This window comes from Funiculus sociatus GB2-C1, from assembly GCF_039962115.1.
Taxonomy (GTDB): Bacteria; Cyanobacteriota; Cyanobacteriia; order Cyanobacteriales; family FACHB-T130; genus Funiculus; species Funiculus sociatus.
Genome location: NZ_JAMPKJ010000054.1, coordinates 13283 through 40065, shown reverse-complemented (window position 1 = coordinate 40065; position 26783 = coordinate 13283). Strand labels below are relative to the sequence as shown.

At 46.4% G+C, this 26783-nt stretch carries 28 protein-coding genes; 12 read left to right on the top strand and 16 right to left on the bottom strand.

Going from position 1 to position 26783, the window contains the following annotated elements; genetic code table 11:
- Positions 1–86: 86 nt before the first annotated feature.
- From NDI42_RS21200 to NDI42_RS21185, 4 genes are all read right to left on the bottom strand, one after another.
- Positions 87–254: a hypothetical protein gene (locus NDI42_RS21200; protein WP_190451569.1), complete on the bottom strand. Its 168-nt coding sequence runs from the start codon at positions 252–254 to the stop codon at positions 87–89.
- Positions 255–465: 211 nt separating this feature from the next.
- Complete coding sequence (locus NDI42_RS21195; protein ID WP_190451568.1) at positions 466–1302, bottom strand: alpha/beta hydrolase; 837 nt, start codon at positions 1300–1302, stop codon at positions 466–468.
- A 254-nt stretch (positions 1303–1556) separates the two neighbouring features.
- Positions 1557–1724 carry a hypothetical protein gene (locus tag NDI42_RS21190; protein WP_348231487.1) on the bottom strand — a complete coding sequence of 56 codons (168 nt, stop codon included), beginning with the start codon at positions 1722–1724 and terminating at the stop codon, positions 1557–1559.
- Positions 1708–2136 carry a hypothetical protein gene (locus NDI42_RS21185; RefSeq protein ID WP_206755892.1) on the bottom strand — a complete coding sequence of 143 codons (429 nt, stop codon included), beginning with the start codon at positions 2134–2136 and terminating at the stop codon, positions 1708–1710. The genes NDI42_RS21190 and NDI42_RS21185 overlap by 17 nt, the downstream gene beginning before the upstream one ends.
- 165 nt (positions 2137–2301) lie before the next feature.
- Between NDI42_RS21185 and NDI42_RS21180 the strand changes: the two genes are divergently transcribed.
- Positions 2302–3273, top strand: a complete 972-nt coding sequence (locus NDI42_RS21180) for a helix-turn-helix domain-containing protein (RefSeq protein WP_199310969.1) — start codon at positions 2302–2304, stop codon at positions 3271–3273.
- A 45-nt stretch (positions 3274–3318) separates the two neighbouring features.
- A complete protein-coding gene (locus tag NDI42_RS21175) occupies positions 3319–3684 on the top strand; it encodes a hypothetical protein (RefSeq protein WP_199310968.1) in 366 nt (121 codons plus the stop codon).
- A 154-nt stretch (positions 3685–3838) separates the two neighbouring features.
- On the opposite strand, the gene aroF is transcribed toward NDI42_RS21175, so the two are convergent.
- The 5 genes from aroF to NDI42_RS21150 form a co-directional block, all read right to left on the bottom strand.
- Complete coding sequence (gene aroF, locus NDI42_RS21170) at positions 3839–4897, bottom strand: 3-deoxy-7-phosphoheptulonate synthase (protein WP_190445362.1); 1059 nt, start codon at positions 4895–4897, stop codon at positions 3839–3841.
- Between the two features lie 232 nt (positions 4898–5129).
- Complete coding sequence (locus NDI42_RS21165; RefSeq protein WP_190451565.1) at positions 5130–5582, bottom strand: PAM68 family protein; 453 nt, start codon at positions 5580–5582, stop codon at positions 5130–5132.
- A 14-nt stretch (positions 5583–5596) separates the two neighbouring features.
- Positions 5597–5866, bottom strand: a complete 270-nt coding sequence (gene rpsO / locus NDI42_RS21160) for a 30S ribosomal protein S15 (protein ID WP_190419641.1) — start codon at positions 5864–5866, stop codon at positions 5597–5599.
- A 54-nt stretch (positions 5867–5920) separates the two neighbouring features.
- A complete protein-coding gene (gene ruvX, locus NDI42_RS21155; RefSeq protein ID WP_190451563.1) occupies positions 5921–6394 on the bottom strand; it encodes a Holliday junction resolvase RuvX in 474 nt (157 codons plus the stop codon).
- Entirely contained in the window at positions 6357–7631 is a 1275-nt protein-coding gene (locus tag NDI42_RS21150) for a GNAT family N-acetyltransferase (protein WP_190451561.1), read from the bottom strand. Before NDI42_RS21150 ends, ruvX begins: the two co-directional genes overlap by 38 nt.
- Before the next feature lie 330 nt (positions 7632–7961).
- Between NDI42_RS21150 and cruF the strand changes: the two genes are divergently transcribed.
- Both cruF and NDI42_RS21140 read left to right on the top strand, forming a co-directional pair.
- Positions 7962–8882 (top strand): gamma-carotene 1'-hydroxylase CruF, encoded by a 921-nt coding sequence (gene cruF, locus NDI42_RS21145; protein ID WP_190451559.1) that lies wholly within the window; start codon positions 7962–7964, stop codon positions 8880–8882.
- Complete coding sequence (locus NDI42_RS21140) at positions 8879–10234, top strand: glycosyltransferase family 2 protein (protein WP_348231482.1); 1356 nt, start codon at positions 8879–8881, stop codon at positions 10232–10234. Before cruF ends, NDI42_RS21140 begins: the two co-directional genes overlap by 4 nt.
- 32 nt (positions 10235–10266) lie before the next feature.
- Here the strand turns inward: NDI42_RS21140 and rnhA are convergent, their stop codons facing one another.
- The gene (gene rnhA, locus NDI42_RS21135; protein ID WP_190451554.1) at positions 10267–11157 is read right to left on the bottom strand and encodes a ribonuclease HI; all 891 of its coding nucleotides are present in this window, start codon (positions 11155–11157) and stop codon (positions 10267–10269) included.
- A gap of 170 nt (positions 11158–11327) precedes the next feature.
- On the bottom strand, positions 11328–12755 hold the full coding sequence (locus NDI42_RS21130; protein WP_190451552.1) for a tetratricopeptide repeat protein: 1428 nt from the start codon (positions 12753–12755) through the stop codon (positions 11328–11330).
- 234 nt (positions 12756–12989) lie between these two features.
- Between NDI42_RS21130 and NDI42_RS21125 the strand changes: the two genes are divergently transcribed.
- Positions 12990–14996, top strand: a complete 2007-nt coding sequence (locus tag NDI42_RS21125; RefSeq protein ID WP_190451550.1) for a DNA polymerase III subunit gamma/tau — start codon at positions 12990–12992, stop codon at positions 14994–14996.
- 148 nt (positions 14997–15144) lie between these two features.
- Here NDI42_RS21125 and NDI42_RS21120 read toward each other — a convergent pair whose 3' ends face one another.
- Both NDI42_RS21120 and NDI42_RS21115 read right to left on the bottom strand, forming a co-directional pair.
- A complete protein-coding gene (locus tag NDI42_RS21120; protein ID WP_190451548.1) occupies positions 15145–16581 on the bottom strand; it encodes a glycosyltransferase family 2 protein in 1437 nt (478 codons plus the stop codon).
- Positions 16535–17509, bottom strand: coding sequence for a radical SAM protein (locus NDI42_RS21115; protein ID WP_190419661.1), 975 nt, complete (start codon positions 17507–17509; stop codon positions 16535–16537). Before NDI42_RS21115 ends, NDI42_RS21120 begins: the two co-directional genes overlap by 47 nt.
- Before the next feature lie 315 nt (positions 17510–17824).
- On the opposite strand from NDI42_RS21115, the gene ebsA reads away from it, so the two are divergent.
- The 3 genes from ebsA to rbsK are packed head-to-tail and all read left to right on the top strand — an operon-like array spanning position 17825 to position 20333.
- A complete protein-coding gene (ebsA, locus tag NDI42_RS21110; RefSeq protein ID WP_190419663.1) occupies positions 17825–18199 on the top strand; it encodes a type IV pilus biogenesis protein EbsA in 375 nt (124 codons plus the stop codon).
- Positions 18200–18225: 26 nt separating this feature from the next.
- Positions 18226–19317, top strand: a complete 1092-nt coding sequence (locus NDI42_RS21105) for a DRTGG domain-containing protein (RefSeq protein WP_190451546.1) — start codon at positions 18226–18228, stop codon at positions 19315–19317.
- Between the two features lie 26 nt (positions 19318–19343).
- Positions 19344–20333, top strand: coding sequence for a ribokinase (gene rbsK, locus NDI42_RS21100; protein WP_348231479.1), 990 nt, complete (start codon positions 19344–19346; stop codon positions 20331–20333).
- A gap of 212 nt (positions 20334–20545) precedes the next feature.
- On the opposite strand, the gene NDI42_RS21095 is transcribed toward rbsK, so the two are convergent.
- Entirely contained in the window at positions 20546–20977 is a 432-nt protein-coding gene (locus NDI42_RS21095) for a nucleoside deaminase (RefSeq protein WP_190451540.1), read from the bottom strand.
- A 344-nt stretch (positions 20978–21321) separates the two neighbouring features.
- Between NDI42_RS21095 and NDI42_RS21090 the strand changes: the two genes are divergently transcribed.
- Together NDI42_RS21090 and NDI42_RS21085 are read left to right on the top strand one after the other, a co-directional pair.
- The gene (locus NDI42_RS21090) at positions 21322–22245 is read left to right on the top strand and encodes a nucleoside hydrolase (RefSeq protein ID WP_190451538.1); all 924 of its coding nucleotides are present in this window, start codon (positions 21322–21324) and stop codon (positions 22243–22245) included.
- Positions 22246–22884: 639 nt separating this feature from the next.
- Positions 22885–23961 carry a hypothetical protein gene (locus tag NDI42_RS21085; RefSeq protein ID WP_190451536.1) on the top strand — a complete coding sequence of 359 codons (1077 nt, stop codon included), beginning with the start codon at positions 22885–22887 and terminating at the stop codon, positions 23959–23961.
- Between the two features lie 139 nt (positions 23962–24100).
- Here NDI42_RS21085 and NDI42_RS21080 read toward each other — a convergent pair whose 3' ends face one another.
- Complete coding sequence (locus tag NDI42_RS21080) at positions 24101–24583, bottom strand: hypothetical protein (RefSeq protein ID WP_190451534.1); 483 nt, start codon at positions 24581–24583, stop codon at positions 24101–24103.
- A gap of 19 nt (positions 24584–24602) precedes the next feature.
- Here NDI42_RS21080 and NDI42_RS21075 point away from each other — a divergent pair, with 19 nt between their 5' ends.
- A complete protein-coding gene (locus NDI42_RS21075; RefSeq protein ID WP_190419675.1) occupies positions 24603–24785 on the top strand; it encodes a hypothetical protein in 183 nt (60 codons plus the stop codon).
- Positions 24786–24953: 168 nt separating this feature from the next.
- On the opposite strand, the gene rsmI is transcribed toward NDI42_RS21075, so the two are convergent.
- Positions 24954–25841 carry a 16S rRNA (cytidine(1402)-2'-O)-methyltransferase gene (gene rsmI / locus NDI42_RS21070; RefSeq protein ID WP_190451531.1) on the bottom strand — a complete coding sequence of 296 codons (888 nt, stop codon included), beginning with the start codon at positions 25839–25841 and terminating at the stop codon, positions 24954–24956.
- Positions 25842–25863: 22 nt separating this feature from the next.
- Between rsmI and NDI42_RS21065 the strand changes: the two genes are divergently transcribed.
- On the top strand, positions 25864–26727 hold the full coding sequence (locus NDI42_RS21065; protein ID WP_190451529.1) for a sugar kinase: 864 nt from the start codon (positions 25864–25866) through the stop codon (positions 26725–26727).
- Positions 26728–26783: the final 56 nt, after the last annotated feature.

The window sequence follows — 26783 nt, the reverse complement described above, 5'->3', positions numbered from 1 at the left end:
CTTGCATTCATCGACTACTTTAATCGAACGATGGCTAAGCCCTTTCAATGGAAGTTCAAGGGCTATCCAGTACCTGGCTGAGGTGGTCAGTTACTTCTGCTGGGATGCACTAGGGCATCTTTAGAACGCTTAAATGCTTCATCCCAACGGATTTCGCCTTCAAGTTCTTCTAGAATCATCGCCGCGATCGCATCCTGTTCGCTAGCAGGTAGAGTGTTCAAGCGGGCAATTGCTTGTTCGAGCAACTCAGTCATAGATATAGGTATCTAATTTACAAAATATTATTTAATTATCGCATCCACACAAAGAGTGCGATCGCCTATCAGTAAAAAAGAGAGGGGCGATCGCTAGCATCTATTTATTCTATCAATTACCTGATGGGTAAAGCTTCTGTTTCAATGTGGATCGCCACCAAGATTTCTCGCCCGTCCGCTCTTTCATAGGCTTGACCTCGTTTCAACTTTGCTATTTAAGAACACCAAATGGTCTCAAAGCTACTTTGATTTTTTCTACAACTGTATGTTGAATGTAGGCATCTTGAGGCATAGAGTTGTGCTCAATACGCACTGCTTTCGTACCTTTCCTTCCTCTGCGAAATGGAGTTGGGGCAACGAAACCAGGGCAAGTTACTTCATCCCATCTGCAATCTGTTCTAATCTCAGATCCATCGGTATTTCTAGCAAGGTTAGCTGAATTTTGGTCGCATCCTTTCGTAGCTGAACAACGAAGCTGACCACTAATTCTGCTATCAAAAGGAACCACATTTTGACCAGTTAAGCCATTCTCCTGCCATCTGTTCATAAAGTAATCCACATTTGGTGGGACTACACGTTCAGTTGCAACTCTGCGGAACCCTCCTGTTCCAACAGGATCGATAACCACAACAAGTTGTACACGACGAGTAATGAAAGGTAGAACCTTTAGAATTGAATCACCGCCGTAACTATGTCCAATCAAAACAACAGGTCTACTTGAAGGCAGGCTATTAATCTTTTCAGTAGCCTCTTTGATAAAAAGAGCATCAGCATTCACTGATAAGTTTACTACAGGAGCTTTTACTGTGCTGCTTCCATCTCTAAAATTTGCGTAGGATGTAGTCCAAATCTCCCCTCTTACTCCTCTTCGCAATCTATCTAGGGCTTGGTTCATGTACTCCGCACAACAATCACCGCTACCATTTACGAATACTATAAAAGCATCAGTAGACTGTGCCTCTACTTGGACTGGATTTGAAAGAAATAAGCTACTAATTGCTAAAGTGCTGGCAATACCGTAGCCCAAGAAAAATCTACCTAACTTCATTTATATCTCCTGTAATGTTCATGATAAGTACCGACCAAGATTTGACCTTTTGCAAGGTAAAAAACTGTTTGTTCGGCTGCACCCATGCAGAAACTCTGGTGTCTAACTACTGCTTGAACTGAATTCAGCTTAATCTTGATACACCCGCCCTTTAAGTCAGATTGAGTTTGAACTTTTCCAGAAAAATTTGCTCAAATGTCCCAAAGATTCGGATAATATCGGCAAAACCTGCCTATCTGACCGATCAATAGACATTAGAAGCCTGAAAACTGGTAGATGAAATTCTGTTCGCAATACAGGCGATCGCCCAAAATCTCTAAGATAATTGGGAAGTGCGATCGCCTTACAAATAGGGTGGGGATTGCTAGCCCTATTTGTAAGGCGACAAGACCAGGATACCTAAAGTTAGGGATTACCCACATACTGTAATTGATTAAGCGAGAATCGGATTGTTTGCCCATCACGAGCCACGAAATTGTAACATTGAATCCGCCGTCCTTCAAAGCCACGACCAATGTTGTCAGCTACCAGACAAGCCTTGTATGACGTTCCTGCACGCAATCTATCAGTTACCAACCGTGTTCTATCTCTATTCTGTGTAACATTTGAGTTCAGAACATTAATATTTGCACATCCTCCTGTGCGTTCGTTGACGTTGAATTGCGGATCGGTGCAGATGTTAAAGTAGAGAGCACCGCCTACGGGTGTAAAATCCCAAACAAATCTCATTTTTGCTATTTGTTGAGCCAAAGCTCCAGAAGATTGAAATAATGAGCCTGTAATCAGTAACCCTAGAAAAACGGCTCCAGGAAGTTGAGCATTTATCTTCTTCATACTTACAATTTAAGTGTCAAACAATACTTTCCAATCAAAACCTAAGCCAGATCGCTCTGTCAGTCGGATCGACATCGGAACTTTTACCCAAAAAATTCCTGATTTGTCGGAAAAACGTCAGAATATCGGATAATGTAACAATTACTGTATCCGTCTGACCGATTTATGGACATTGCAGAAGTCTTGAAACTCGCTGATGAACTGCTCTTCACCCATACAGGCGAACATCTAGACCATCTGCAAAAAATAATTCTTAAAGGTACTTTACAAGGTCAGAAATACGCCCAAATTGCCTCGGAAAACCATTTAAGTGAAGGTCATGTTCGAGATACTGCATCGGAATTATGGCACGCTTTATCCGATGTTTTAGGGGAAGATGTTAATAAATTAAATGCACGGAATATTTTAGAGAAAATTATTATCTCTAACAGTGGCTCAATTGGATATTTGGTAAATGGCAATAAAGTAAGTATTTGTTCAAAACAAAAGCGTTCGCCTAAATCTTCTTTTCTATCCAAGCCAACTGCAAACAAACCCTACTTAGACATAGATACCGCCCCAGAAATTACCGCTTTTTACGGACGAAAAGATGAAGTCAACACTTTAAAAACCTGGCTAACTCAAGAGCGTCTCCGAATCATTATCTTAGTAGGTATTGTAGGAATTGGCAAAACGACGCTTGCCGTGGAACTAATTGAAGAAATCCAAACAGAATTTGAATATATTGTTTATCGCAGTCTCCGATTTTGTCCAACTATCGATATTTTTTTAACTGACTTACTGCAAACGTTTAATATCTCCTCCATTCTTCCCAATGCTCTCGGTCGTAAAGTCGATTTATTGCTGAATTTTTTACGCAAACATCGCTGTTTAATTATTATTGATGATTTGCAGATGTTGTTTCAGCCAGGGCAATTTGCTGGTCAATATCAAGCAGAATTTGAGGGATATTATCTTTTATTTAAACAAATTGCAGAATTGTCTCATGGAAGTAGTTTAGTATTGATTACTAGCCAACAACCAGAAGATGCGATCACTACTCGCCATAAATTCACCCGCTGCTTAAAACTCGCTGGTTTGGGAGAGTCTGCTAAACAAATATTAAGGGATAAAGAACTGTCAGACGAACAGATGTGAGACACCTTAATTGAAAAGTATCAGAGTCATCCCTTATGGTTAGAAATGACATCAACGATGATTCAAGAGTTATTCGCTGGTAAAGTTACGGAATTTTTAACTTATCCTTCCTTGATATTAAGTAGTGCGATCGCATCTCAACTCAGTCGTTTGTGGATAAGATTATCCGAGTCAGAAAAACAGGTAATGAATTATTTAGCCAAACAAGAAGATGCCGTTACTTTGAGCCAGATTTTACAAGAAATACCTGATTCCGCCTCAGAGTTATTCAAAACTATACAATCCTTAAAAAGACGTTGTTTATTAGAAGATACACCGAATAGCGAATTCCTACAACAAGCTACACCAACGCCCTCGTTGTTCAGACTAAATCCAACTATAGAAGCCTACGTGCGATCGCTAAAAAATTAACTTTGTTGGCAAATATTATTTATTTGAGAGCGATCGCCATCTTCTCAACCTTTTTGTTACATATTTTGGTAAAAATGTCAAATTTCATTTGAAAGCGATCACATTCATACGCATTCATAAAAAAAAGGGTGAGCATTTGCCCACCCTTGTAGCTCTAAGCCAAAACAACAGCAGGTTCAGGCCAGCGACCTACGGCTTTGCCAATTACAGACATCTCTTGCATTAAGCGGTCGAAACGCTCTGGTGTCAGAGATTGAGGGCCGTCCGAAAGGGCTTTCTTCGGGTTGGGGTGGACTTCAATCATCAACGAGTCAGCACCAGCAGCGATAGATGCCATCGCCATTGCAGGCACATATTCAGACTTACCAGTGCCGTGACTGGGGTCAATCATAATTGGTAGGTGAGTCAAAGTTCTCAGGACTGGAATTGCCGACAAATCCAGCGTATTCCGCGCATATTGACGGTCAAAGGTGCGGATACCGCGTTCGCACAAAATCACATTTGGGTTGCCAGCTGCCAAAATGTATTCTGCCGCCATCAACCAATCTTCAATCGTCGCCGCCATTCCCCGCTTCAGCAGCACAGGCTTTTCCTGCGCTCCTACTTTCTTCAACAGGGAGAAATTTTGCATATTTCTGGCACCGATTTGGATCACGTCGGCAAATTCTGCCACCACATCCAATTCAGGGCTATCCATCAATTCTGTAATAATACCTAAGCCTGTCGCTTCCCGTGCCGCCGCCAGCAAATTCAAGGCACTTTCACCGTGTCCTTGAAAAGCATAGGGCGAAGTCCGAGGCTTATAGGCACCGCCGCGCAAAAACTGCGCTCCCGCCGCCTTGACTCGACGTGCGGTTTCAATAATCATTTCTTCATTCTCAACCGAGCAAGGCCCAGCCACCACTACTAAAGGATGGTTTTCGCCAAAGGTGACAGCGCCGTTAGGAGTTGATACTACAACATCGCTAGCTTCACCATGACGATAATCGCGACTTGCTCGTTTGAAAGGCTGCTCAACCCGCAGAACCTGTTCAACCCAAGGGCTAATTTCTTGCATCTGGAGGGGGTCGAGGTCAGCGGTTTCGCCGACAAGACCCAATACTACCTTGTGCTTCCCAACAATTTTTTCTGGGGTCAGTCCCCAAGTGCCGAGTTCAGAGCTAACGCGCTCAATCTCGACCTCTGGAGTACCAACTTTCATGACTACAATCATTTTTTCAACTCCATGATTCGGTTGCTTGTGTGCTGATCTCGCTCCTCAAAATTTACCAGCGATCGCAATAGCAGCCTTACCTACATAGATTGCCATTTAAGCGATCGCCCGTAACAAACAAAAATAGCCTGGGATTTTAACCCCAGGGGAAGAGTGAAACCGATGTTAGTGTTTTCTAACAACTTATAACTAAAACTCACCTTCAAACTGTTAGCGTTCCAGCTGGATGTAATTAATCTTTTTGCCCAGCCGACCGCCATGCCGATGTCAGTCGCCCCCAGTTCGTGGTGAACTCTTTCCAGCCTAGTTTACTCCCAGGTATCTCTTCATCCCAAGAGGCGGAAATCACCCCGTAACTTAATCCCAGGACACCCAGACCAAAAAAGCCCATACTCACAAGTACAACTGCGACGTTAGGCAACTTTAACCATTGTTGGCTAACTACTACATAGCTAACGATAAAAGTTAAGATGCCTAACGCAGTGGGAATCCCGCAAAAAAGAGCTATCCGGCTCACCATGCGCTTACTCACCACTTCTGGCACTGCCGTTGACTCAGGCTTTTGGTTCGGCTGCTGAGGATTCTCTTTAGCCATGCTAGAGGGTTTCGCTGGGGTTTTCGCCGCTTTTTTGCGATTCTTCTTGGGTTCAAAAGGTAAGCGATCGCGTTGGGATTCTTCAGACATAGGTAAAAAGTTCTTTAACCGCGAATACCGAGACGGCCAATTAAGGCTTGATAGCGTGGTCTGTCTTCCTTTTGCAGATAGGACAAGAGACGCTTTCTGGTACCAATCATCTTTAACAGACCCCGCCTTGAAGCATGATCTTTCTTGTTGGCTCTCAGGTGAGTGCTAAGACGATTGATTCGTTCCGTCAGCATGGCAATCTGGAGATCGGTCGATCCGGTATCAGTTTCGTGAACCTGGTACTCGGTCATAATTTCGTGTTTACGCTGTTGCGGCAGAGTCATGGGGAAAGTAATTTAATAGAATGCAGCAATCTCTCATATTACCACTTAATTTGGTTAGTCATCAGTCATTAGTGATTGACTAGGCGATAAGGATAACTTCCTAAGTTTTGTCCGACGCTCATCTAACCAGCGTTGCAAGATCAAAGCTGCTGCCTTACGGTCAATCAGAGCTTTGTTGTGAGCAGGCGATCGCTTCTCTTCTCTGATCAGTTCCTCTGCCTCATAGGATGTCAGCCGCTCATCCACATACTCTAGAGGTAACTGGAGAGCTTCAGCCATGCGTTCGGCAAATTTCTGCACCTGCTTCGCCTGGAAACCCAGCGTCCCATCCATCGAATAAGGTAAGCCCACAACAAGAACTTGCGCTTGTCGCTCCTCAACCAGCTGTTGCAGTTGCTCTACATCTCGCTCAAATGAAATGCGCTCAATTGTGGCAATCCCAGTGGCAATCAAACCAGTGCCATCACAACCTGCCACCCCAACGCGCTTTTTACCGACATCCAACCCCAGGGCCGAGATTCTCTCCATTATCTTTTCCCCGGTCGTTCGGGTTGGTTTTTGTTGCCTCCAGATTCTGTGAGTTTAGCACTGTTGAACCGTTTAACGGCAATGGTGAATCCTTCGGAGCCTCGGCTGGTATTTGCTTCTTCTGTTTGGACTTGAGCCAAGACATCCGCCCCGGTATTGGTTTATGTGCCGGCTGAAGACCTTGGAGCATTTCAGCTAATTGTAGCCCTTCTAAAGAGAGCGGTTTTGCCTCGCGCAACTTGTGCCAGACGGAACGAGACATCAGTAGGGAATGGGAAATCCGCTCGGCTCCCAACTGTTCCAAATATTCTTCGCGTTCTGGCTGATAGTCAGCAGAAGCCAGTTGCAGGGATTGTGCGGGGTAATCCTTGACAATTTGAGCCATTTGTGAAAGCAATTCTGGGTACAGCCAGGTGTAGGCTGGATGTACGGTCAACTCGGCGACATGGGGTTGAGAACCATCGCGCGAAAGAAAAATCTGAAAATAGCCAATTGCAGCCTTGCGCTGCGGTTCAAACACATAGCCACTAACGCTGTGTGTTTTGCCCAACCAGTGCTTTAGATTGGTGAGGAAACTGTTAACAACGCTGGTTTTGAAGTCATGGATGTTGCGGTCAAACACCTGACGCAACAAAGGCGGCATAGAAACTGTATCCAACTGGCATAGCAGTTGGGCATCAGCGTTACTTACGGGAAGGAGATTGGGTAAATCGGGTTCTCGATCTTGTAACGACGAGAGCAATTCTGGCGCGATCGCCCAGTAAGTTAGCTGCGCCAAAGGCTGAAAACCGTTCTGTCGGTAAAGAGCTAGCCCCGCTTTATTGTGGATATTCACTTCCAGCAACCAGGTACGAGCTTCGACGATCGCCTCAAAGCAATGACGCAACAGCCCGGAGCCTATTTCCGTCGGGCTTCCTGTCTCCACTAACACCCGTTCAACCCGCCAAGTGCTGCCTGTGCGGTTAAAAGGTGACACCTGAATCGTGCCGCGAATCTGGTTATCCTGCTCCGCGACATAAACATTAAAGGTATGCTGACAAGGGTTGGGAAACCAACTCAAAAACTTCAGCGGACCAAACCAGGGTCTAACACGATGTACCTGCGTAGCAAGAGCCGTTGAGGAGGCTGGGTTCCCTCCCTCAAGTTCTTCGGCGGCAAGCTGTGCGATCGCATCCAGATCGCGGTATTGAACTGGGCGGATCGCTGTTTTGGTTTCTTTAGGCAGAAATGAAGTCATGTTGGAAGAACCATGAAGCAGATGGTGTAGGCTAAGCTGCACTGTAGAGCCAGCCTAGAACAGAGACGACCAACAGTTTTTTTTGTGAAAAAGCCGCTGGCTCTTACTGGGTGTTGCTGCCAATATCTTAACTGCTTTCCCCTCCTGTCCGCCGAAGATGACGAATTGATTGCAACTGTTATAGGTTGTCGCTAGAGGTTGAAAGGTTGGAAGGTTGGAACTTTCCAACTGTTCGCTAACTATTAGCAAAAGCCCCTGCTGCTTTTGGTGGGTTTAGTTGACAAACATTTGTAAACTACTATTAAGAAAATATCAACTTAGAATTTTGCAATGAAGCAACTTGTCACTGTCGAGCGTTTCTGCCTGGTTGGTCATATTGTAACGATGGTTTTTGGACTGGCGGGACTGGTGCTGGTCGTACCCCATCCTGAACTAATTATGAATTTAGGGGAAACGGGGCAGACTGCATTCCAGTGGAGTATGGCTGGGGGTGGCGTGGTTAATATCGTCTTGGGAACCATCGCCGTTGCCATTTATGCGTACAGAAAGCTGGGGCTATGGCACTGGCTGACTTTCATGTTGCCAGCGGTGTGTCTGTCTTTGGGGAGCGAACTGCTGGGAACCAGTACAGGCTTTCCCTTTGGGGACTACAGCTACCTGAATGGCTTGGGGTATAAGATTGGTGGACTGGTGCCTTTCACTATTCCCTTGTCCTGGTTTTATATGGGATTGGTTTCCTATTTAATTGCTTGTGCGGGTCTAAAAACTCGGCAAAATCCAAGTTTGGTTCGCTATGTGGGCGCGATCGCTCTTGCTGCTATGATGTTCACCTCTTGGGATTTTGCCCTGGAGCCAGCAATGAGTCAGACGATGGTGCCTTTTTGGTATTGGGAACACCCAGGAGCCTTCTTTGGCACACCCTACCGAAACTATGCGGGTTGGTTTGGCACTAGCTCGCTATTTATCGGTGTGGGAGCAATGTTGTGGAGAAAGACACCGATTCTATTGGAGCGCAGTCAGCTGGGTTTCCCACTCACCATTTATCTAAGTAACTTTGGTTATGCAGCTGGATTGAGCTTGGCCGCTGGGTATTGGATACCAGTCTCGTTGGGAGTTATTGTCGGTGTCATTCCGGCTTTGACACTATGGCAGTTGGCAAAACCAGCAGATGTAAAAGAATCCACAACTGAAACTCCTGCCAGTATGAAGCCAGAAATTCCAGTTACTCAAGTCAAAGTGGCGGTGAAGTGAGCGTCGATTGGTTAATACTACAGAGCGCAATATCGCTCTTGCTGCTGTTGATTCAAGCACCAGCAGCATTTATTCTGCTTTCGCGGCTGTTGAAAGGGCCTTCTAGGCGATCGCCTGTTGAACCCCACACTGCCACGCCGGAACTTTTCGGTGCAGTCAGTGTGGTGGTTCCTACTTTAAACGAGGCAGAGCGAATTAGTCCTTGTTTAGCAGGGTTAACGCGCCAAAGCTACGAAGTCCGAGAAATTATCGTCGTTGATAGTCGTTCCCAAGATGGAACGCCAGATTTAGTAAAAGCAGCACAGCAAAAAGACCCCCGATTTCGCCTAATTAATGATGACCCTCTCCCCTCTGGCTGGGTGGGTCGTCCTTGGGCTTTGCATAATGGCTTTTTGCATATGGCAGGGTTGGGGGCTGGGGACTGGGGGCTGGGGACTGGGGACTGGGGACAAGGGGCTGGGGACAATTCCCAATCCCCAATCCCCAATTCCCAATCCCCAATCCCCAATTCCCAATCCCCAAAATGGTTTTTGGGTCTTGATGCCGATACTCAGCCTAGTCCGGGCTTAGTTGCTGGTTTGGTAAAGGCAGCAGAGGCGGAAGGTTACGATTTGGTTTCTCTGTCGCCGCAGTTTATCCTCAAATATCCTGGGGAATGGTGGCTGCAACCAGCACTGTTAATGACTCTACTGTACCGATTCGATCCGGCGGGGACAAATACTCAAGATCCGTCGCGAGTGATGGCGAATGGTCAGTGTTTCCTGTGTCGTCGCTCGGTTTTAGAGGCTGTGGGGGGGTATACCAGTGCTAAGAGTTCTTTTTGTGACGATGTGACTCTTGCTCGTAACATCGCTTCCGGTGGCTTTAAGGTGGGCTTTCTGGATGGGGCTAAGGTCTTGAAGGTGCGGATGTATGAGGGAGCAGCTGAAACCTGGAATGAGTGGGGGCGATCGCTTGATCTCAAAGATGCGTCATCAAGTGGTCAGATATGGGGCGATTTGTGGTTGCTTACTTGCACTCAAGGTCTACCCCTATTAGCATCCTTTATTTTACTAAGTTGGCTGGTAATGGGGAATTCTTCAATACCTGTCCTAGCGGCAGCCGGGCTGAACTTATTTCTGCTTTTGATTAGGTTTGCCTTGCTTTTAGCGATCGCGCCCTCATATGAAAGCTTCATGCGATCGCCCCATGTCGCCCCCTTAAACGATCGTGTAGAGACGCGAAATTTTCCGTTTCTGCATTTACCTGTTTACTTTTATCTTTCTCCTCTCGCAGATCCCTTGGCAGTGTTGCGAATTTTCTTGTCTGCCTTCCGCACTCCAAAGCAGTGGCGGGGGCGGAATTATGGATAAACTAATAGCTAATGGCTGTTGACAATTAGCCATTAGCTATTAGCACTTGCTTCAAAATTACTGTTTACCTCATCCACTCGTTCCAGCTGCCAGAGAATTTGATTTCCCTCGCGGCGCACTCGCGATACCACCCAATTGCGCCAACCCCAGTTGTCGCCGCGACTGGTGACAGCACTGGCATTGACATCCATTAGATCGGCTAATTCAGAGCTAGTAATCAGATAGCCTTTAGCAGCTATTTCATCAGCTACGTGGAGAGTTTCTATCAAGTTGCGAAGTTGGGCGACTCTCACTTCACGGGGCAGATTGTCCAGAGAATCAAGAGACGGAGGAGTAGTAGAGTCTACCATGACAAGGCCGAGGTTAGGAGGGTCAGAAGATACGTCACTCGATTGTATCGTTTCCCGATCGATGGAATCGGTAGCCTGTGAACTAATTAAGGCATCTGGTTGTGTTTGTTGCAGGTCAGGGGCGCGGCCAAGGGCAAAAGCGCGGGCAATCTCATCGCAGCGCTCATTTCCTTCATTTCCTGCGTGACCCCGCACATACCGCCACTCGATATGCTGGGAATTGAGTTCATCAAGAATTTCCCAGAGGTCTTTGTTGAGAACGGGTTTACCTTCCGAGGTTTTCCAACCCTTCTTTTTCCAGCCTTTAACCCATTTGGTAATACCGTTTCTCAGGTATTCGCTATCAGTGTAGAGTGTGACTGGTTCTTGTTGTCCGGTGGCAGTGACAAGTTTTAAGGCACCAATCGCTGCTTGCATTTCCATGCGGTTATTTGTGGTTGCAGGATCTGCGTCACCCATTTCATAGACCGATCCATCATTAAAATAAACCACAACGCCCCAGCCGCCAGGGCCAGGGTTGCCACGGCAAGCTCCATCGGTGTAAAGAGTTTTGATTTTACGTGAGAAGGGCATCAAGGTAGTTGTTAGTTGTTGATGGTTAACAAAAAGTTAGATGCTGCCAATGATGGGAAAATCTGCCCAGTCGTTGGAGTGAGTGTTGGATTGGGTTGGTTCTATTTTACTGACGACAGCCAATTCTATTAAAAAAAATGAACTATGGGCGATCGCAGTCGTATTTCAATTTAACTGGGTGAGGAAATATCGTCATTTGTTTCCCCTAAAGCCAGCTGAAGTTGCTGGATGTCTTGCAAAATCGCCTGGTACGCATCTGGAAAATTTTCTTCTGTAAGGGTTTTTAGCGCCTCTTGGTATTCGGCTAAAGCTTGGTGAAAATAGGGATCGATCATAAAATCTCGCTGCCCTTTCTGATGATGAGCATTGCCGATAGCTTGATGTAATATGCCCCAGCCGACCGGATCGCTGTCTTGGGTGACATATTTTAACCCTTCCTGATAGCAAGCTATTTGCCCTTCAAAGCCGCGCTGGTTCAAATTTGGATTGTTTTGAGCCAATTGACTTAAGGAAGCCAACAGAGGGTCATAACTAACTGAATTGGCGGCACAATTGCCGCGACCTATCCAAGATTGCCAATCGTCAAGCTTGAATTGCAGCGCTTGGTCTAAAGATGCGATCGCTTCTTCATATCGGTTTAAGTTTTGTAGGGCAAATCCCCGCAGGTTCCAGGCTTCGGGATAGTTGTGTTTGAGTTGCAGAGCTTTGTCTAAAGAAGCGATCGCTTCTTCAAACTGTCCTAAGTGCGATAGGGCTATACCCTTGCTGTACCAAGCTTCCTCGTTGTCGGGTTTAAGTTGGGTGGCTCTCTCAAAACTGGCGATCGCTTCTGGAAAATTTTCTGCTAGAACTTGCTGAACGCCTTGGTTTAACCAAGCTTCTGCTTCGTCTGATGCTTGCTGGGATACTTCCTCTGCTGGTTGGTCTGCATTCTCTTGATCGGCAGCATTGAATTGATTAACCAATGCTTGAATAATCACTTGTGGATCGGTTGTGTCAATTTGCAGTTGCTCGGCGACTTGCTGGCGTAACCCAGCATCCTGCTCTAACATTACAAACAACTCATCCAACGTGACTGTCTTGAGTTCTGGGTTTTCCTCTGGCTGGTTATTTTCTGGCGGAGCTTCTTCAGTGCGCTCGTACTCCTCGTACTCGAATATCTCAGAGACAGGCTCAGAGACAGGCTCTCTTTGTCCCATTCGTGCCGGAGAACGAGTCAATAGCTGCATCCCAATCTCATAGGAAACATCGCTAATTTCGCCGCACCCCATCTGACCCAACTGCACCATCCGCGCTGCTAACTCATTATTTGGCACAGGTGAAGCCAATAATCTATCGCCAAAGCGACGCAACCATCCTACCCATTGGGCTTGGCTGCCGCGATCGCCCAAACTTTCAAAAAAACGCAAAACTCGTGGCTGCTGCCAACCATGCGTTACACCTTCGAGCAGTTGGGTATACAAAAATTCATAATCTGTATCGGACAGGGGTTTAGGGGTTTCCGGTTGAAACGAAGACGGTGTAGGCTTCCGCCTGTTGTCGGAACCAAATAAACGCTGAAACCACCTTACAAGCGATCGCCATATTTGCTTTAACATTTGCCCCATTCCCGTCGCACTTCCTCAGATTCTACCCAACTGGCTTGAACTGATGATAGTGCCGCATATACTTGCCCATCATACCTTTTGTCCAGTTAACTCGAATAAAAGTTTCTAGAAAACCGAACCAAATAAAATAAAGCAACAGTAGATTAACACAGCAGGGTTTAACCAGACCAACACGCTAGACTTTTATGGGCAACTGTTGCTCTAGTCCTTGTCTTTCTGAATGCCGTGACCTACGAACCCCTGCATCACAAGTATCGCCCTCAGACGTTCGCGGATTTGGTGGGACAAGAAGCGATCGCCCAAACTCTCACCAACGCCATCCGCAGCAAACGCATTGCCCCTGCCTATTTATTCACTGGATCCAGAGGGACGGGCAAAACTTCCAGCGCCCGAATTCTGGCAAAGTCGCTCAACTGTCTTTCTAGCAATATTCCTACGGATCAGCCTTGTGGAGTTTGCGATGTTTGCTTTGGAATTACTAAAGGTTCCGCGCTGGACGTGATTGAAATCGACGCCGCCAGCAACACAGGCGTAGATAACATTCGGGAAATCATCGAACGCGCTCAATATTCCCCAGTCCAGTGTCGCTATAAGGTTTATGTAATCGATGAGGTTCATAGCCTCAGCACGGCGGCGTTCAATGCCTTGCTGAAGACGCTGGAGGAGCCACCTAAGCACGTAGTCTTTGTCCTGGCGACAACGGACCCCCAGCGGGTGTTACCGACGATTATCTCTCGCTGTCAGCGGTTTGATTTTCGTCGCATTCCCCTAGAGGCAATGGTGGGTCATCTCTTAAAGATTGCCCATCTGGAAAATATTAATATCACCGTGGAGGCGATGACTCTGGTGGCGCAAGTAGCTCAGGGAGGCTTGAGGGATGCGGAAAGTCTCCTCGACCAACTAAGTTTATTATCCGGTCAGGTGACGGTGGAAGCCGTTTGGGACTTAGTAGGGGCGGTGCCAGAAAGAGATTTAATGGATTTGTTGCAGGCGATCGCATCTAACAATCCGGAAGCTGTTCTCGACAAGACACGCAAACTCATGGACAGGGGCAGAGAGCCTTTGATTGTCCTTCAGAATTTTGCTGGTTTCTACCGCGATTTGTTAATAGCTAAAAAAGCTCCCAACCGCCCTGACTTAGTTGCTTTGACTGCTCCAACTTGGAAAGCGTTGTGTGAGTTTGAAGGTTTAGATATTTCAACAATTTTGCTGGGGCAAAAGCACCTTAAAGATAGCGAAGTCCAGATTAAAAATACTACTCAGCCGCGTCTGTGGCTAGAAGTGACGCTGTTGGGATTATTGCCAGATTCTCTTCAAAGCCAAAAATCAGTCGCCCAAGTTCCGGAGTTTAGAGTCAACAATCAGCCTGCGAAACCGGAAACTCCCAAATCGACTGGATTAGCGACACCAGCCCAACCCAGCCCGTCTGCCAATTTATCCCAGAAAGAGCAGACACCGCCCCCACAGCGTGAAAATCCACAACCCGCTTCCCCTGTTTCTGCGCCCGCTGTTAGCGTACAAGCCGAAAGTGTTACACCAACGACGCAAAGTACGGTTGTTGGTCAACAATCCGAACTTGAGCAAGTTTGGCAACAGGTGCTGGATCGTCTCCCACTCCCAGGTAAAGCCCTTTTCAGCCAACACGGATATCTATTAGATATCAAAGGTCAAATAGCCTGTGTCGGTATCAGTTCGGCGCAATTGCTCAACAATTATGCCAAACCCAAATTAGCTAGCCTGGAAGCTGCTTTTCAAGAGGTTCTTCAGCATAAGGTCAAGGTTAACTTTCAAGTTGGGACTGCGACTGACTCGCAATCAACCGCCCAGTCACAAACTTCCAGTCAGGGGACAACACCGCCTTCTTTGGAGGTGAAGGAGGATAGTGCTGCTAACTATCAAGCCTTGCCTTCACAAAACCAGATGCCGTCAAAGGTTCCACCGCAGGAGAGGATAGAGGCTAACAAAAAAGATTTAACAGCTGAACGTACTCCACCCTCAGTGCAAGCAGCTTCTAGCTGGCAGGAGGATGAACTGGCAGTGCGTTCTGACACTCAAGCTGTAGCGATCGCTGCCAAACGCCTTGCCGACTATTTTGATGGTGATATTGTCAATGAAAACGGCGATTTAGAGTTAATCGAACCTGAAATTCCGCAGCCGCCAGCCCAAGATATTATTTCTCCTACCCCTGAGCCAGAGCAAGAGTGGGAAGATGATGATTATGTAGATTTTTAACGAGAGCAAGTCATTTATAGCAGCCTTAAATGATTCATGAAGGCGAGATACCCGACTTCTCTAAGAAGTCGGGTATCTGAAGGGGTGCTTCACAACTCAAATAGGATTGCTATAGCTAATTTTTGCCATTAGACACTAGCTAAAGAGATTAAAACTCCAAGCTTTCGTCACCAGTGCCATGATGCACAGTTTTGACCCATTTCAAGCGCTTTGGTCGCACGGACATCCGGGCGGTGGTACTAGCCATGATCAGTATCCAGTGGAACAGATAAAAAACGCCGCGCAGGGTAGCGACTAAGGTATCGAAAAAGTTGGATGCCCTGAATTTCTCCTGTTTACTAATCCGGCGCAGTCCGATGAAAATCCCTAGTAGGGGAAGAGTGATGGCGAAACTGCTAATGGGAGCGAGGACGGGGGGACGATTCCGGACAAGAGCCATTAAGCAGTCTGGTACGGCGGCCGCGGGGAGGATGTATTGAATGATCGTAAATGAGAATAAATCAAGGGTTTTTAAAGTTCCCATACGGTTTGATACCAAAAGCCGCCAATAGTCCAGATACCGTTGGTATCCGCCTTCTGCCCAACGGTTGCGCTGATGCCAAAGCGCGATCGCATTTGTAACGCCTTCCTCCTGTACTGCTGGAAAGATGACAAAATCAATATCCCACTGGTCAAGGTGTAGCCGGAAGGTTAAATCTAAGTCGTCGGTGATAGTTTCCTCATTCCACCCGCCGCAGCTTTCCAGGGCAGTTCTGCGGACAAACTGACCGTTACCGCGCAGTTCCCCAATACCGCCAATAGCGATCCGCTGCTGCTGGAGAAAGGTGTCGAATGCCATTTCTGCCTTCTGGCCCCTCGTCCAGAAATTGAGAGAGGCGTTTGCGATCGCTTTTCGCATCTGCACTGCTCCCACCGCTTCCCGCTGGAAACTAGGACACACTCGCCGCAGCATATCGGTTGGCACTTGAGCATCAGCATCAAACACCCCGACAATTTGTCCCCGCGTCAAAGGTAACACCTGATTAAGCGCCCCCGACTTGCCGCCACTCGCATTAGCAGGTCGCCGCAGCACTTTCATCTGACGATATTCTTTAGCCAGTTGCTCTAACAATAGTGGCGTTCGGTCAGTGCTGTGATCGTCAATCACCCACACTTCATACCGATCTACGGGGTAATCTTGATTACACAGTGTCCTCACCAATCTGCCAATAACGGCTTCTTCATTTTTGGCCGCCACTAACAAGGAAACATAAGGCCATTGGTCTTTGGTTTCTTCAGATAAAGGCTCCGGGAGCTTTAAGGGGCGAGCAAACACGACGCGCAATGCCTGAATAAACAGCAACGCTGTCAGTCCCACAACTAACCATGAACCCCAGACAATAAAATGCAGAGCAACAGTACTGCCCCAAATTACCGTTAAGGCAAACGCCGCTTTGCGGCGGCGTCCTGCTAGTCCCTGAAAAAACTCGCTCTCAAATTCTTCTGTAGAGACGCCCTGAATTGCGTCTCTACATTCAGACAAAAGAGAATCGAGCGGTTCAAGCTCGTTGTAAGAATCGTTTTCGGGCCAGGAATTCTCCGGCATATGTTACTTGATTTAACCACCAATACTTGTCTACACCCATAAAGAAGCTGGGTATTAGGTAACACCAGACAGTGCAGCCTTCACAGACCGACAGCTTGCCCTGAGATTTGCGGTATTGTTCCACTTCCTCCGACTGGCGATAGAGGTCGTAAAGTTTACCGTCAATGGGAACGCCTGTTTGGGCAAAGTGATAGCAAGGCAGGAGTAGCTTGTCGTCAGGAGAAATAGCAATTACAGCATCCACCGCTTTACAACGGGGATTTTTGGTATCATTCCCCCCAGCTTCAATAAAAGCCAGTGCTGCCTTATTGTACCCAACATTCTTGTATTTCTTAGCACTTGCTTGAATTGCGGCTACTATCTCAGGGGTGGGATTCTTTTTAGAATTGTAGTTGTCGTGAGCGGTGAAGGCTGGATTGAGCCATACCCTGGCACCCAGACGTTGACCCAGTTCTCCTACTTGATCGATGTGGGGGTAGTTCTGGGCAGTTACGGTGTGATTCAGAACGGGTTGTTCGCCCAAGGCATGGGCGATTTCCACCGACTCCACCAAAGTGTCAAAAATCTTCACCCCCCGTGAGGAGTCATGAGTTTCGGCATCAGCACCATCCAGGGAGAAATTCAAAAAGTCAACTAACCCCTTAATTTCATGAGCTTTTTTGGGGTAAAGAATTGTGTTTGTCGTCATGCTGGTCCAGAATCCCTGCCGCTTAGCCTCAGAATAAATCTGTCCTACATCGGCACGCAGCAGTGGTTCTCCACCAGTAAAATCTACATACTTGACACCCAAGCGCCGCAAGTCCTGTAAATTGTGTTGAATCGTGTTGAAGTCAGCTTCTAGGGGTGGTTCTAACGCCCAGATGTTACAAAAATGGCAGCGAGCGTTGCAGCGATAGGTCAAGTAGTAATTAGCAACCAGAGGAGTCATAGATTTCGCCCATGAGGTATTCCATAGCATTCTTCAGCCAGAGTAAACCAATCGGCAGCAGATGGGAAGTTTTATTTAGGGGACTGGAGAATTAGGAATTGAGAATGGGAAATTGAGGAATTTCTTGTGTTTTCTTTTTTCGCAAATTTATCTGTGGACAGAAGGCCGGAGCGGTATATTAAGGTAAAATCTCCCTTAACGCCACTTTCCAACGCAAAAACTCTAAGCTAATCTGTTCTCAATCGGATGCTGGCTTGGCAGACAATTAAGGAAGACCCGACTGCCAAATAGACGGAAATTGAGGAAAGTTTCAGTATGTCAATCGACCAACTTCAGCCTGCACCCCAAGGGGATGTCAGTGTTTATATGCCCTACTACCAGGGTACCAAGCGTAATATGTTACCCTTGGCAATTAGCTTGTATCAAAAAGGATCTTTAGAAGGTAATCGCAAAATAGAAGGCGGCGAAAGCATTCCTTTTGTTGCCACCTGGTATGTCTCTAAAATGCCCATAGAGCTTACCCGTTGCAGATTGCAGTTTGATGGGAATGCGGAGCTGAGTTACGAAGTGATGATGGCAAATTCGGAGTTGGTCGATTTTTTAATCGACGTAATTATGAATTACAAGCGCACTCGCTCAATCGACTTTTCTCAGGCGTTCTATCGCAAGCTGCTACGTGCAGACAGTTGAACACCGTAAAAATTAGGAGTGAGGGTGTGCCAAAATCAGCTAAATATTTGCTAATAGGGTCAACAGAAGCTTACAGTGGCAAGTCAGCAGCAATCTTAGGGATTGCCCACCAGCTCAAAGAAAGAGGACTGGATATCGCCTACGGTAAACCACTAGGTACTTGTTTAAGCGAGTCGCAAACGGATGCGATGGAGGAGGATGTCCGGTTACTGGCAACTGTGTTGAAATTACCAGATAACCGGGTTTGCCCAACTCTGCTGTCTCTAGATGAGGAGACAATTCAAAGACGCTTATCGGGAGTTGACCAGAGGGATTATCGCGAGTCTCTTGAGCAATATCGCATGGTGCCTGGGGCAAAGTTGGTATTGTTGGAAGGGCCGGGTAATTTGGAGGAGGGGAGCTTGTTCGACTTGTCTTTGGGACAGGTCGCTGCTGCTGTTGACGCGGCGGTTTTACTGGTGGCGCGTTTTCACTCGGTGTTGTTGGTGGATGCTTTGTTATCAGCTAAGGAGAGACTGGGCGATCGCTTGTTGGGTGTTTTGATTAACGATATTCCCTCTAATAATCTGGAGGATGCCCAGAAGTTTGTGCGTCCTTTTCTGGAACGGCAGGGGATTCCGGTGCTGGCAATGTTGCCACGCAGTGAATTGCTGCGGAGTGTCAGCGTTCGGGAATTGGTACACCAGCTGAAGGCAGAAGTGCTTTGCCGTCCGGATCGGTTAGATTTGATGGTGCAAAGCTTGACAATTGGCGCAATGAATGTAAACTCAGCGCTGAAGTATTTCCGGAAGGGAATGAATATGGCGGTGGTAACTGGAGGCGATCGCACAGACATCCAACTAGCCGCCCTGGAAACTTCTACCCAGTGTCTGATTTTGACTGGTCAACTGCCGCCGCAACACTTTATCCTCAGCCGCGCGGAAGATTTAGAGATCCCGATTCTCTCGGTTGACCTGGATACGCTAACAACTGTAGGAATTATCGATCGTGCCTTTGGTCAGGTACGGCTACACGAACCGATCAAAATAGAGTGTATCCGCCAGATGATGGCGGAACACTTCGATATTGACCGCCTTATGGGGACTTTGGGTTTGGAAGCAGCAGTGACGGTGCAATAAACAAAGTTGCTAATGGTTAATAGCTAATGGCTAATTGTCAGAAGCAACTATTAGCAATTAGCAATACTTCCATCATGAGCAAAGTAATTGTCTTCGGCAGCATTAATATGGATTTGGTAGCGCGATCGCATCGGTTGCCAGTCGTCGGGGAAACGCTGCGGGGACATGACTTTTTTACCGCCGCGGGTGGCAAAGGGGCGAATCAAGCGGTAGCAGCAGCCCGACTGGGGGTTCCAACTCAGATAGTGGGGCGTTTGGGCGGCGACAGTTTTGGGCGCGAACTCCTGGCAGGTCTTCAAGCTTCTAGCGTTGATACCGGGGCGGTGTTGGTGGATGAGGCAGCTGCTTCTGGTGTCGCTATTATTACTGTTGATGACGCTGGAGAAAATAACATTATCATCGTTGCTGGGGCTAATGGGCGCGTGAACGAGAACGATGTTGAACGCCTGAAAAATTTGTTACCTGAAGCCGCCGCCTTACTCTTACAGTTAGAGATACCGATGAGTGCTGTTTTAGCAGCAGGCGAGGCAGGGCGAAAGGCTGGTGTCCGAGTGATTCTCGACCCCGCACCAGCATCATTGGATATCCCACAGCAGCTTTACCCGTTGGTTGACATCATTACCCCTAACGAAGTGGAAGCGGGGCAGTTGGTGGGTTTTCCCGTAGATGGGCAAGAAGCTGCTGATAAAGCTGCCACAATTTTACTTAGTTGGGGTGTGGGAAACGCAATTGTAAAGTTGGGCGATCGCGGTGTCTTTTGTGCAACCTCTCAAGAGAAGTTCTTCGTTCCAGCTTTTAGAGTCCAGGCGGTTGACACAACTGCTGCCGGAGATGCCTTTAATGGTGCTTTGGCTGCGGCTTTAGCTGAAGGGCGTTCTCTACGGGAGGCGGTGGTGTGGGGTGCGGCTGCTGGTGCTATTTCTGCAACTACTGCTGGCGCACAGCCTTCTCTGCCTGATCGGGAGATGTTTAATAGGTTTCTGGGCGAGAGAGGTATTTTTCAAACGCCAAGGTAGGCAAAGAAACAGAGGGATTTCTCTTGTTTAATTGGAGAGTTGGAGGGAGATTTTATTAATAAAGATTGCTTTTTTCTGGTAGTATAAAATCTGGATTAAATAAATACTTAGGGATAGTTCTTCCTTATCAAGATTATAATATCATAAAAAGTTAACGGTTTCAAGCGGTTGAGAATAAAAAGTTTTTCTTTTGATTAAGAGCAATCTAACGATTACTTTCCAATATCCTCATTCCACAACTGCGGATTTTTCTGGATAAAATCGCTCATTAACTGCTTACATTCATCCAAGTTTAAATCTATCACCTCAACGCCATGAGATTCCATAAATTCTTTGGCACCGGAGAAAGTTGCAGACTCACCAACAATAACTTTTTTAATCCCAAATTGGACGACAGCACCAGCACAGAGGTAACAAGGCATTAACGTAGAATAAAGTGTTGTATCCTTGTAATTGCCGATTCTGCCAGCGTTGCGTAAGCAATCAATTTCGGCGTGGGTAACGGGGTCGCTATCTTGGACGCGCTTGTTGTGTCCTCTACCGACAATTTTCCCGTCTTTTACCAGAACTGAACCGATGGGAATTCCTCCCTCACCGAGTCCTTGTTCTGCTTGTGCGATCGCATCTGTCATAAACTCATCCATAAGGCTTCACTTCTCACAGTTAGTTTTTTTTAAGGATACTGCTTGGAAACGCGATCGCTCAAGTTTTTGATATCTTCGTCCTCCAGTTTTAAACATCTGGAGGAGTGGCTAATAGTGTAGATGAGGCTGCAACTGGAGAGAAGTTCTCATTGCAGCCTCTAAACGACAGATTGCCAATCTATCAAAAATTTTACACCAATGCGCTTCCTCTTTCACTAAGGTAAGACTTAAACTTCTCTGACAGGTATCCGGGGCTACTTTACCGATATAGAGTAGAAGGTGAATATTTTCGGGAAACGCTTCACCAAGATAGATGATTCTCGGCTTAATTCAAGCAAATGTCTATGTCAAAACAACTCGTATTAATGGATCATGATGGCGGCGTTGATGATTATCTCGCCACGATGCTGCTGATGACGATGGAGAATGTGCAACCACTCGGTATCATCGTCACGCCAGCTGATTGCTATGTTGAACCTGCTGTGAGTGCAACGCGCAAAATTCTAGATTTAATGGGATGTTCTGATGTGCCAGTGGCAGAAAGTACGGTGCGGGGAATTAATCCGTTTCCGCGACTTTTTCGCCGCGATTCTTTCGTTGTAGATCATTTCCCAATTCTCAATGAACGAGAAACAATTGAGACACCTTTGGTGAAAGAATCTGGTCAGGAATTTATGGTACGGATGTTAAAAGAAGCATCAGAACCAGTGACATTAATGGTAACAGGGCCATTGACGACAGTAGCCGCTGCACTAGATTTAGATAGGGAAATTGAATCAAAAATTAAAGAGATTGTCTGGATGGGGGGTGCGCTGAACGTTCCTGGTAATGTTAGCAAAGATATTGAGGCGGGACAGGATGGTTCGGCTGAGTGGAATGCCTATTGGGACCCTATCGGTGTGAATCGAGTTTGGCAGACTTCAATCCCGATTATGTTGTGTCCTTTAGACCTGACAAATAATGTGCCAGTGACATCAGAAGTGGTGCGCCAAATGGGCCGTCAGCGTCAATATCCTGTTTCTGATTTGGCAGGACAATGTTATGCACTGGTTATCCCCCAAGATTATTATTTTTGGGATGTTTTGGCTACAGCATATCTCGCCCATCCGGAGTTTTATGAAGTGGGGGAAGAGGAGACAATGATTGTCACAAGTGGCAAGAGTCAAGGACGAACAAAGGTGGAAACTGGAGGCAGAAAAATTCGCGTTATGGAGAAGGTGGATAAGCAGCGATTTTACGATTATATTTTGCAGCAATGGGCGCGTTAATGTATCTATGCAAGGTAGACGATGCCCGCCTTACAAATCTCTTAGTTGTCTAAGTTTAGTAATTGTGCTGAACCGACTCAGAGGGGAAATCCTAAATTTTGCTTGAGTTTTAATTACCCTTGTATTTCAGCTAGGGGATATTAGCCCCGGGGGATGACTAGGCAGAGGTAGAAGAAGCGATCGCTTGCCTCTAATCTAAGCTGAGGGTATGATTTTTTACGTTCCCCGGCTCAGCCTGCTAAGGAGGATAAAAGCATGGCGCGATCGCCTTTTTGACCCCTAATGGGTAATTGCGTATTTTTGTCAACGTACAAAGTGCGTAAGCTTATTTATGAGAAACATTACAATAAGTCAACATTTATATACATAATGATTTATTTTTTGCAAAAACCAGGGAAAATACTGATAAATTAATTTTGTGAAGAGTTTGTAGAAATTCTGCAAAGAATTTGTAAAGTCTGTAGCAAATTAAATATTTTTTGTTCCGTGTAACGCCAACCGTCTTCCCTGTTATATCTCGGCTTGATTTTTATAACTAAAGGCTATGGGCGAAGTCCATAAGCCAATAGCGAGGGGAATTCCAGACATAAAAGCTGGGATTGGTAGATTTGAATACCTTTTGATAATTTTGGATGTTTTATGACCCCCTTATCTGCATCGGCTAAAGTTCAGTCTCTTCCTGTTTCTACCTCCAAGCCTCAACTCGTTGAAAGTTTTTCACCCGCCTCTACCCGCAAATCAACAAAATCAAACGTGCATTCTCTAGCAGCCTTGTGGGCGCGAAAGTATTATGTTGCTGTTACTGCGGACTATGATGCTCAGGAGCTAAGAAAAAACGAAAGTTTAAAAGAAATTACATCTGCTGAAGGTCGAGCTGAAACGGCTAAAAAGCTCCTAGATAACTTGAGTTTAGCCAGTGCAAGAGCTTGGTCTAAGACGGAAACGCTCCTATCACAAGAGATTCGCCGCCACGGTATTAACCCAGACTTAATCAATCCCTTGGAAATTGCCGCAGATACTCGCGAGTTATTTCAAAAAGTGCTAGATGGCTATGCTGAGAGAGTAACGGCGCATCGTGTGTCAGTGTCTGGGGGGTCAGACTTTGGCCGGGTGCGACAGAAATATACCAAGGTTGATCCTCGCGCGATTGGCTTCGTGAGTATGCAGTTTCATTACACGGGTCAAATGTTACTTGAGTGGCTTTCACCGCCAGAGCAGGCGCTGTGGATGCCGTACTTAAAAATGATGGATGACCACATGTATATGCCGCTACGGGCTGCCTACGAAGCTGCGGCTAACCATGACATGGATTCTCCAGCACTCAAAGCAGTTCAGAATCTTCTACCTGTCAGCACCAAGATTGCCCACGCGGTTTGTAACCAAGTTTGCCGTCAACACCCCAACTATCGCACCTACAGCGGTAACTTGAGTGAAGACATTGTCAAAACCGCCAGTATCCGCGATGCTGAGATGTTTCAGGTTTATCTATGTCTGTGCATTTTGCAAGACAATATGCAAGCGGTGCAGCAAGAACTGTTTCCTTTGTGCGTGATGTTGTACCCTCGCTTGAATGTGAGCTGGAGACTGGTGCAACAAATGCTACAAACTATGGGTTGGCAAATGCACAATCTCCTAAATCCTGAGGATATGGCAACTTTGTTACCTTATCTACGCACGATGACAGATATGTTTTCTGATGAGGTGTTTAGTCATTAGTTCTTAGTTATTAGTCAAGGGTGCATCCAATGAGAGCAGCCTACACTCTAAAGGGTGTGGCTACACAAACAATGCCTGCCAATACAAAGGCGTTGTTTGTTCGCCCTTGACTTTAATCTTCAGGTGTTTTTAAGGTCTATTAATTACCGCAGCTTTGACCCTGGCAATCAACTCTAACAGCGCGAATTATGCCGTCGTCTTTATATTGTTTGGTTTGGTTAAATTCGCCGGATGCTGAGGGATAAACTCCTACCAAGCTGTTATCTCCAAAGGAACCAAGGCGGAAGGCAATATTCTTAGCAGGTTCATTAGCAAAGCTGACGTATTCTCTACCTTCTACTGCGGTGTTGTAAGACAAAGTGGCATCTCCGTAAGCTGCTTCGGCTTGTTTGAGTGTTGTGCCGGAACCTACTCCTTTTTCAGTTCGATAAGCGGGATTTTCTGTTAGCAAATATTCGATTTTATCGGAGTCAGTTAGGGGTTTTGCAGCTGGGTAGAGAATATAATATTGTACTTTTCCATTTTGACTGACTGCGATCGCATCAAAATCTACAATATAAGGCGACATTACCTTAAACTCAGCATTCGCTCCCAACTGTTTTTTTAGTTCGCCCAAAGTCATCCCCACTTTGGCAGGGCCTATGCCGTCTGCTGAGATTTTAAAGTTCGCTGAGACGGGAGACAATTTTACCGATGTTGGTGTTGGGGTGGAAGTTGGCGACGGCGGCGTTGTCGCCGTGGTGGTGGGTGAAGGCGTGCTTAAAGAGGTTGGCTGTTTTGTTGACGTAGTACAACCCGTGAGTGTTATTAGAAAAATTAAGTAACCAGAGAAGAATTGAGTTTTCATATTAAATTGGGGGATGGGGAATTGGGGAATTGGGGATTGGGGATTGGGGATTGGGGATTGGGGAATTGGAAAGAATTGTACCTAGTCCCTTCCAGTTCCTTCCTAGTACCTAGTCCCTAGCCCCCAGTCCCCCAATCCCCAGCCCCTAGCTTTCTTCTATTGTTTCCGCTTCGGTGTTGGGAATAACCGGAATTTCTAAAGCTAATTGATAGATTTGGCGGCGAGGGATGGAAGTGGCTTTTGCTAATTGGCGACTAGCTTGTGATCGCGATATTCCTTGATACAATAGCTGCTGTAATTCTGCTTTTAGCGCCTCTTCTGACAGCAACGGTGTTACCAACTCACCACCAGCGACGACGAGAGTAAATTCTCCTTGCGGTTCGCGCTGATTATAGTGAAGAATTGCTTCCCCAATTGTTCCCCGCCAAAACTCTTCGTGCAACTTTGTTAACTCTCTGGCTAATACAATTTTCCGGTTTTCTCCTAGTACAACCGCTAAATCTTGCAATGTTTGCCGCAGTCGGTGGGGTGCTTCGTAAAATATGAGAGTTCTGGTTTCTGTTTGTAAACTTTCTAAATGTTGTTGCCTGTCTGCACCTTTTGCTGGTAAAAAGGCTTCAAATACAAATCTATCTGTAGGTAATCCAGCCGCACTTAGGGCAGTTGTTACAGCAGTGCAACCGGGAATAGGAACTACGGGCATTTCTGCCTCAATACAGGCTTTAACCAGTTCGTAACCTGGATCGGAGATTCCTGGCATCCCAGCGTCAGTGACCAGCGCGATCGCTTTCCCCATTTTCAACTGCTGCAACAACTCTGGAATGCGCTGTGCTTGGTTATGTTCGTGGTAGCTAATTTGAGGCGTTTTTATCTGAAAATGCTGCAAAAGCTTCCCAGTGTGGCGCGTGTCTTCAGCTGCGATCGCATCCACCTCCTGCAAAATTCGCACCGCCCGAAAAGTCATATCTTCCAGGTTGCCAATTGGAGTTCCTACAACATAAAGTGCTATAGGAAGACTATCTACTTTTCCCATATATTCAAAATTCTGAAGTTAGATGGCACTTGGACTTTTTGTAGGATTAGTTACTTTAGATTTTGTTTATTTAACGGCAGGTTTGCCTCAAAAAAATCAAAAAATGGCGGCATCTGACTATACTGTGGCAGCCGGTGGGCCTGCTACTAATGCCGCAGTAACTTTTAGTTATTTGGGCGGAGGTGCAACGCTTTTGGGTGTTGTTGGCAGTCATCCGATTAATTGCTTAATCCAGGGTGACTTGGAAAGTCATACTGTTACACAAATAGACTTAGCACCCACTCACGACGAACCGCCGCCCATATCTTCTATTATCGTTACTCAAGGGACAGGCGATCGCGCTGTAGTTTCGTTGAACGCTACCAAAACGCAAGCTTGTTGCGATCGCATTCCCAAAAATATCTTGCAAGGGATTAATATCGTCCTCATTGATGGACATCAAATGGCAGTTGGACAGGAAATTGCCCGAAAAGCCAAAGAAAATTATATTCCCGTGGTCATAGACGGCGGCAGTTGGAAGCCTGGATTTGAGAATGTATTGCCTTTTGTAAATTACGCCATTTGTTCGGCAAATTTTTATCCACCGGGTTGTAATACAACAGAAGAAGTTTTTTCTTATTTATCAGAAATGGGAATTCCCCATATTGCCATTACTAATGGCGAAAAACCGATCCAATACATTTCGCAAGGTACAAACGGCTGGGTGGAGGTTGCCAAAATCAATCCTGTCGATACTTTGGGCGCTGGTGACATTTTTCACGGTGCCTTTTGCCATTATATTTTGGAGGAAAATTTTACAGATGCGATTGCTCTAGCGGCAAAAATTGCCTCCCATTCCTGTCAATTTTTTGGCACTCGCCGATGGATGCAGCAAGGCAGCATATAATTAAGGATTAATCAATTTTGTTGACCTCCCACCAACTGCCAACAGTCGAGGAATCC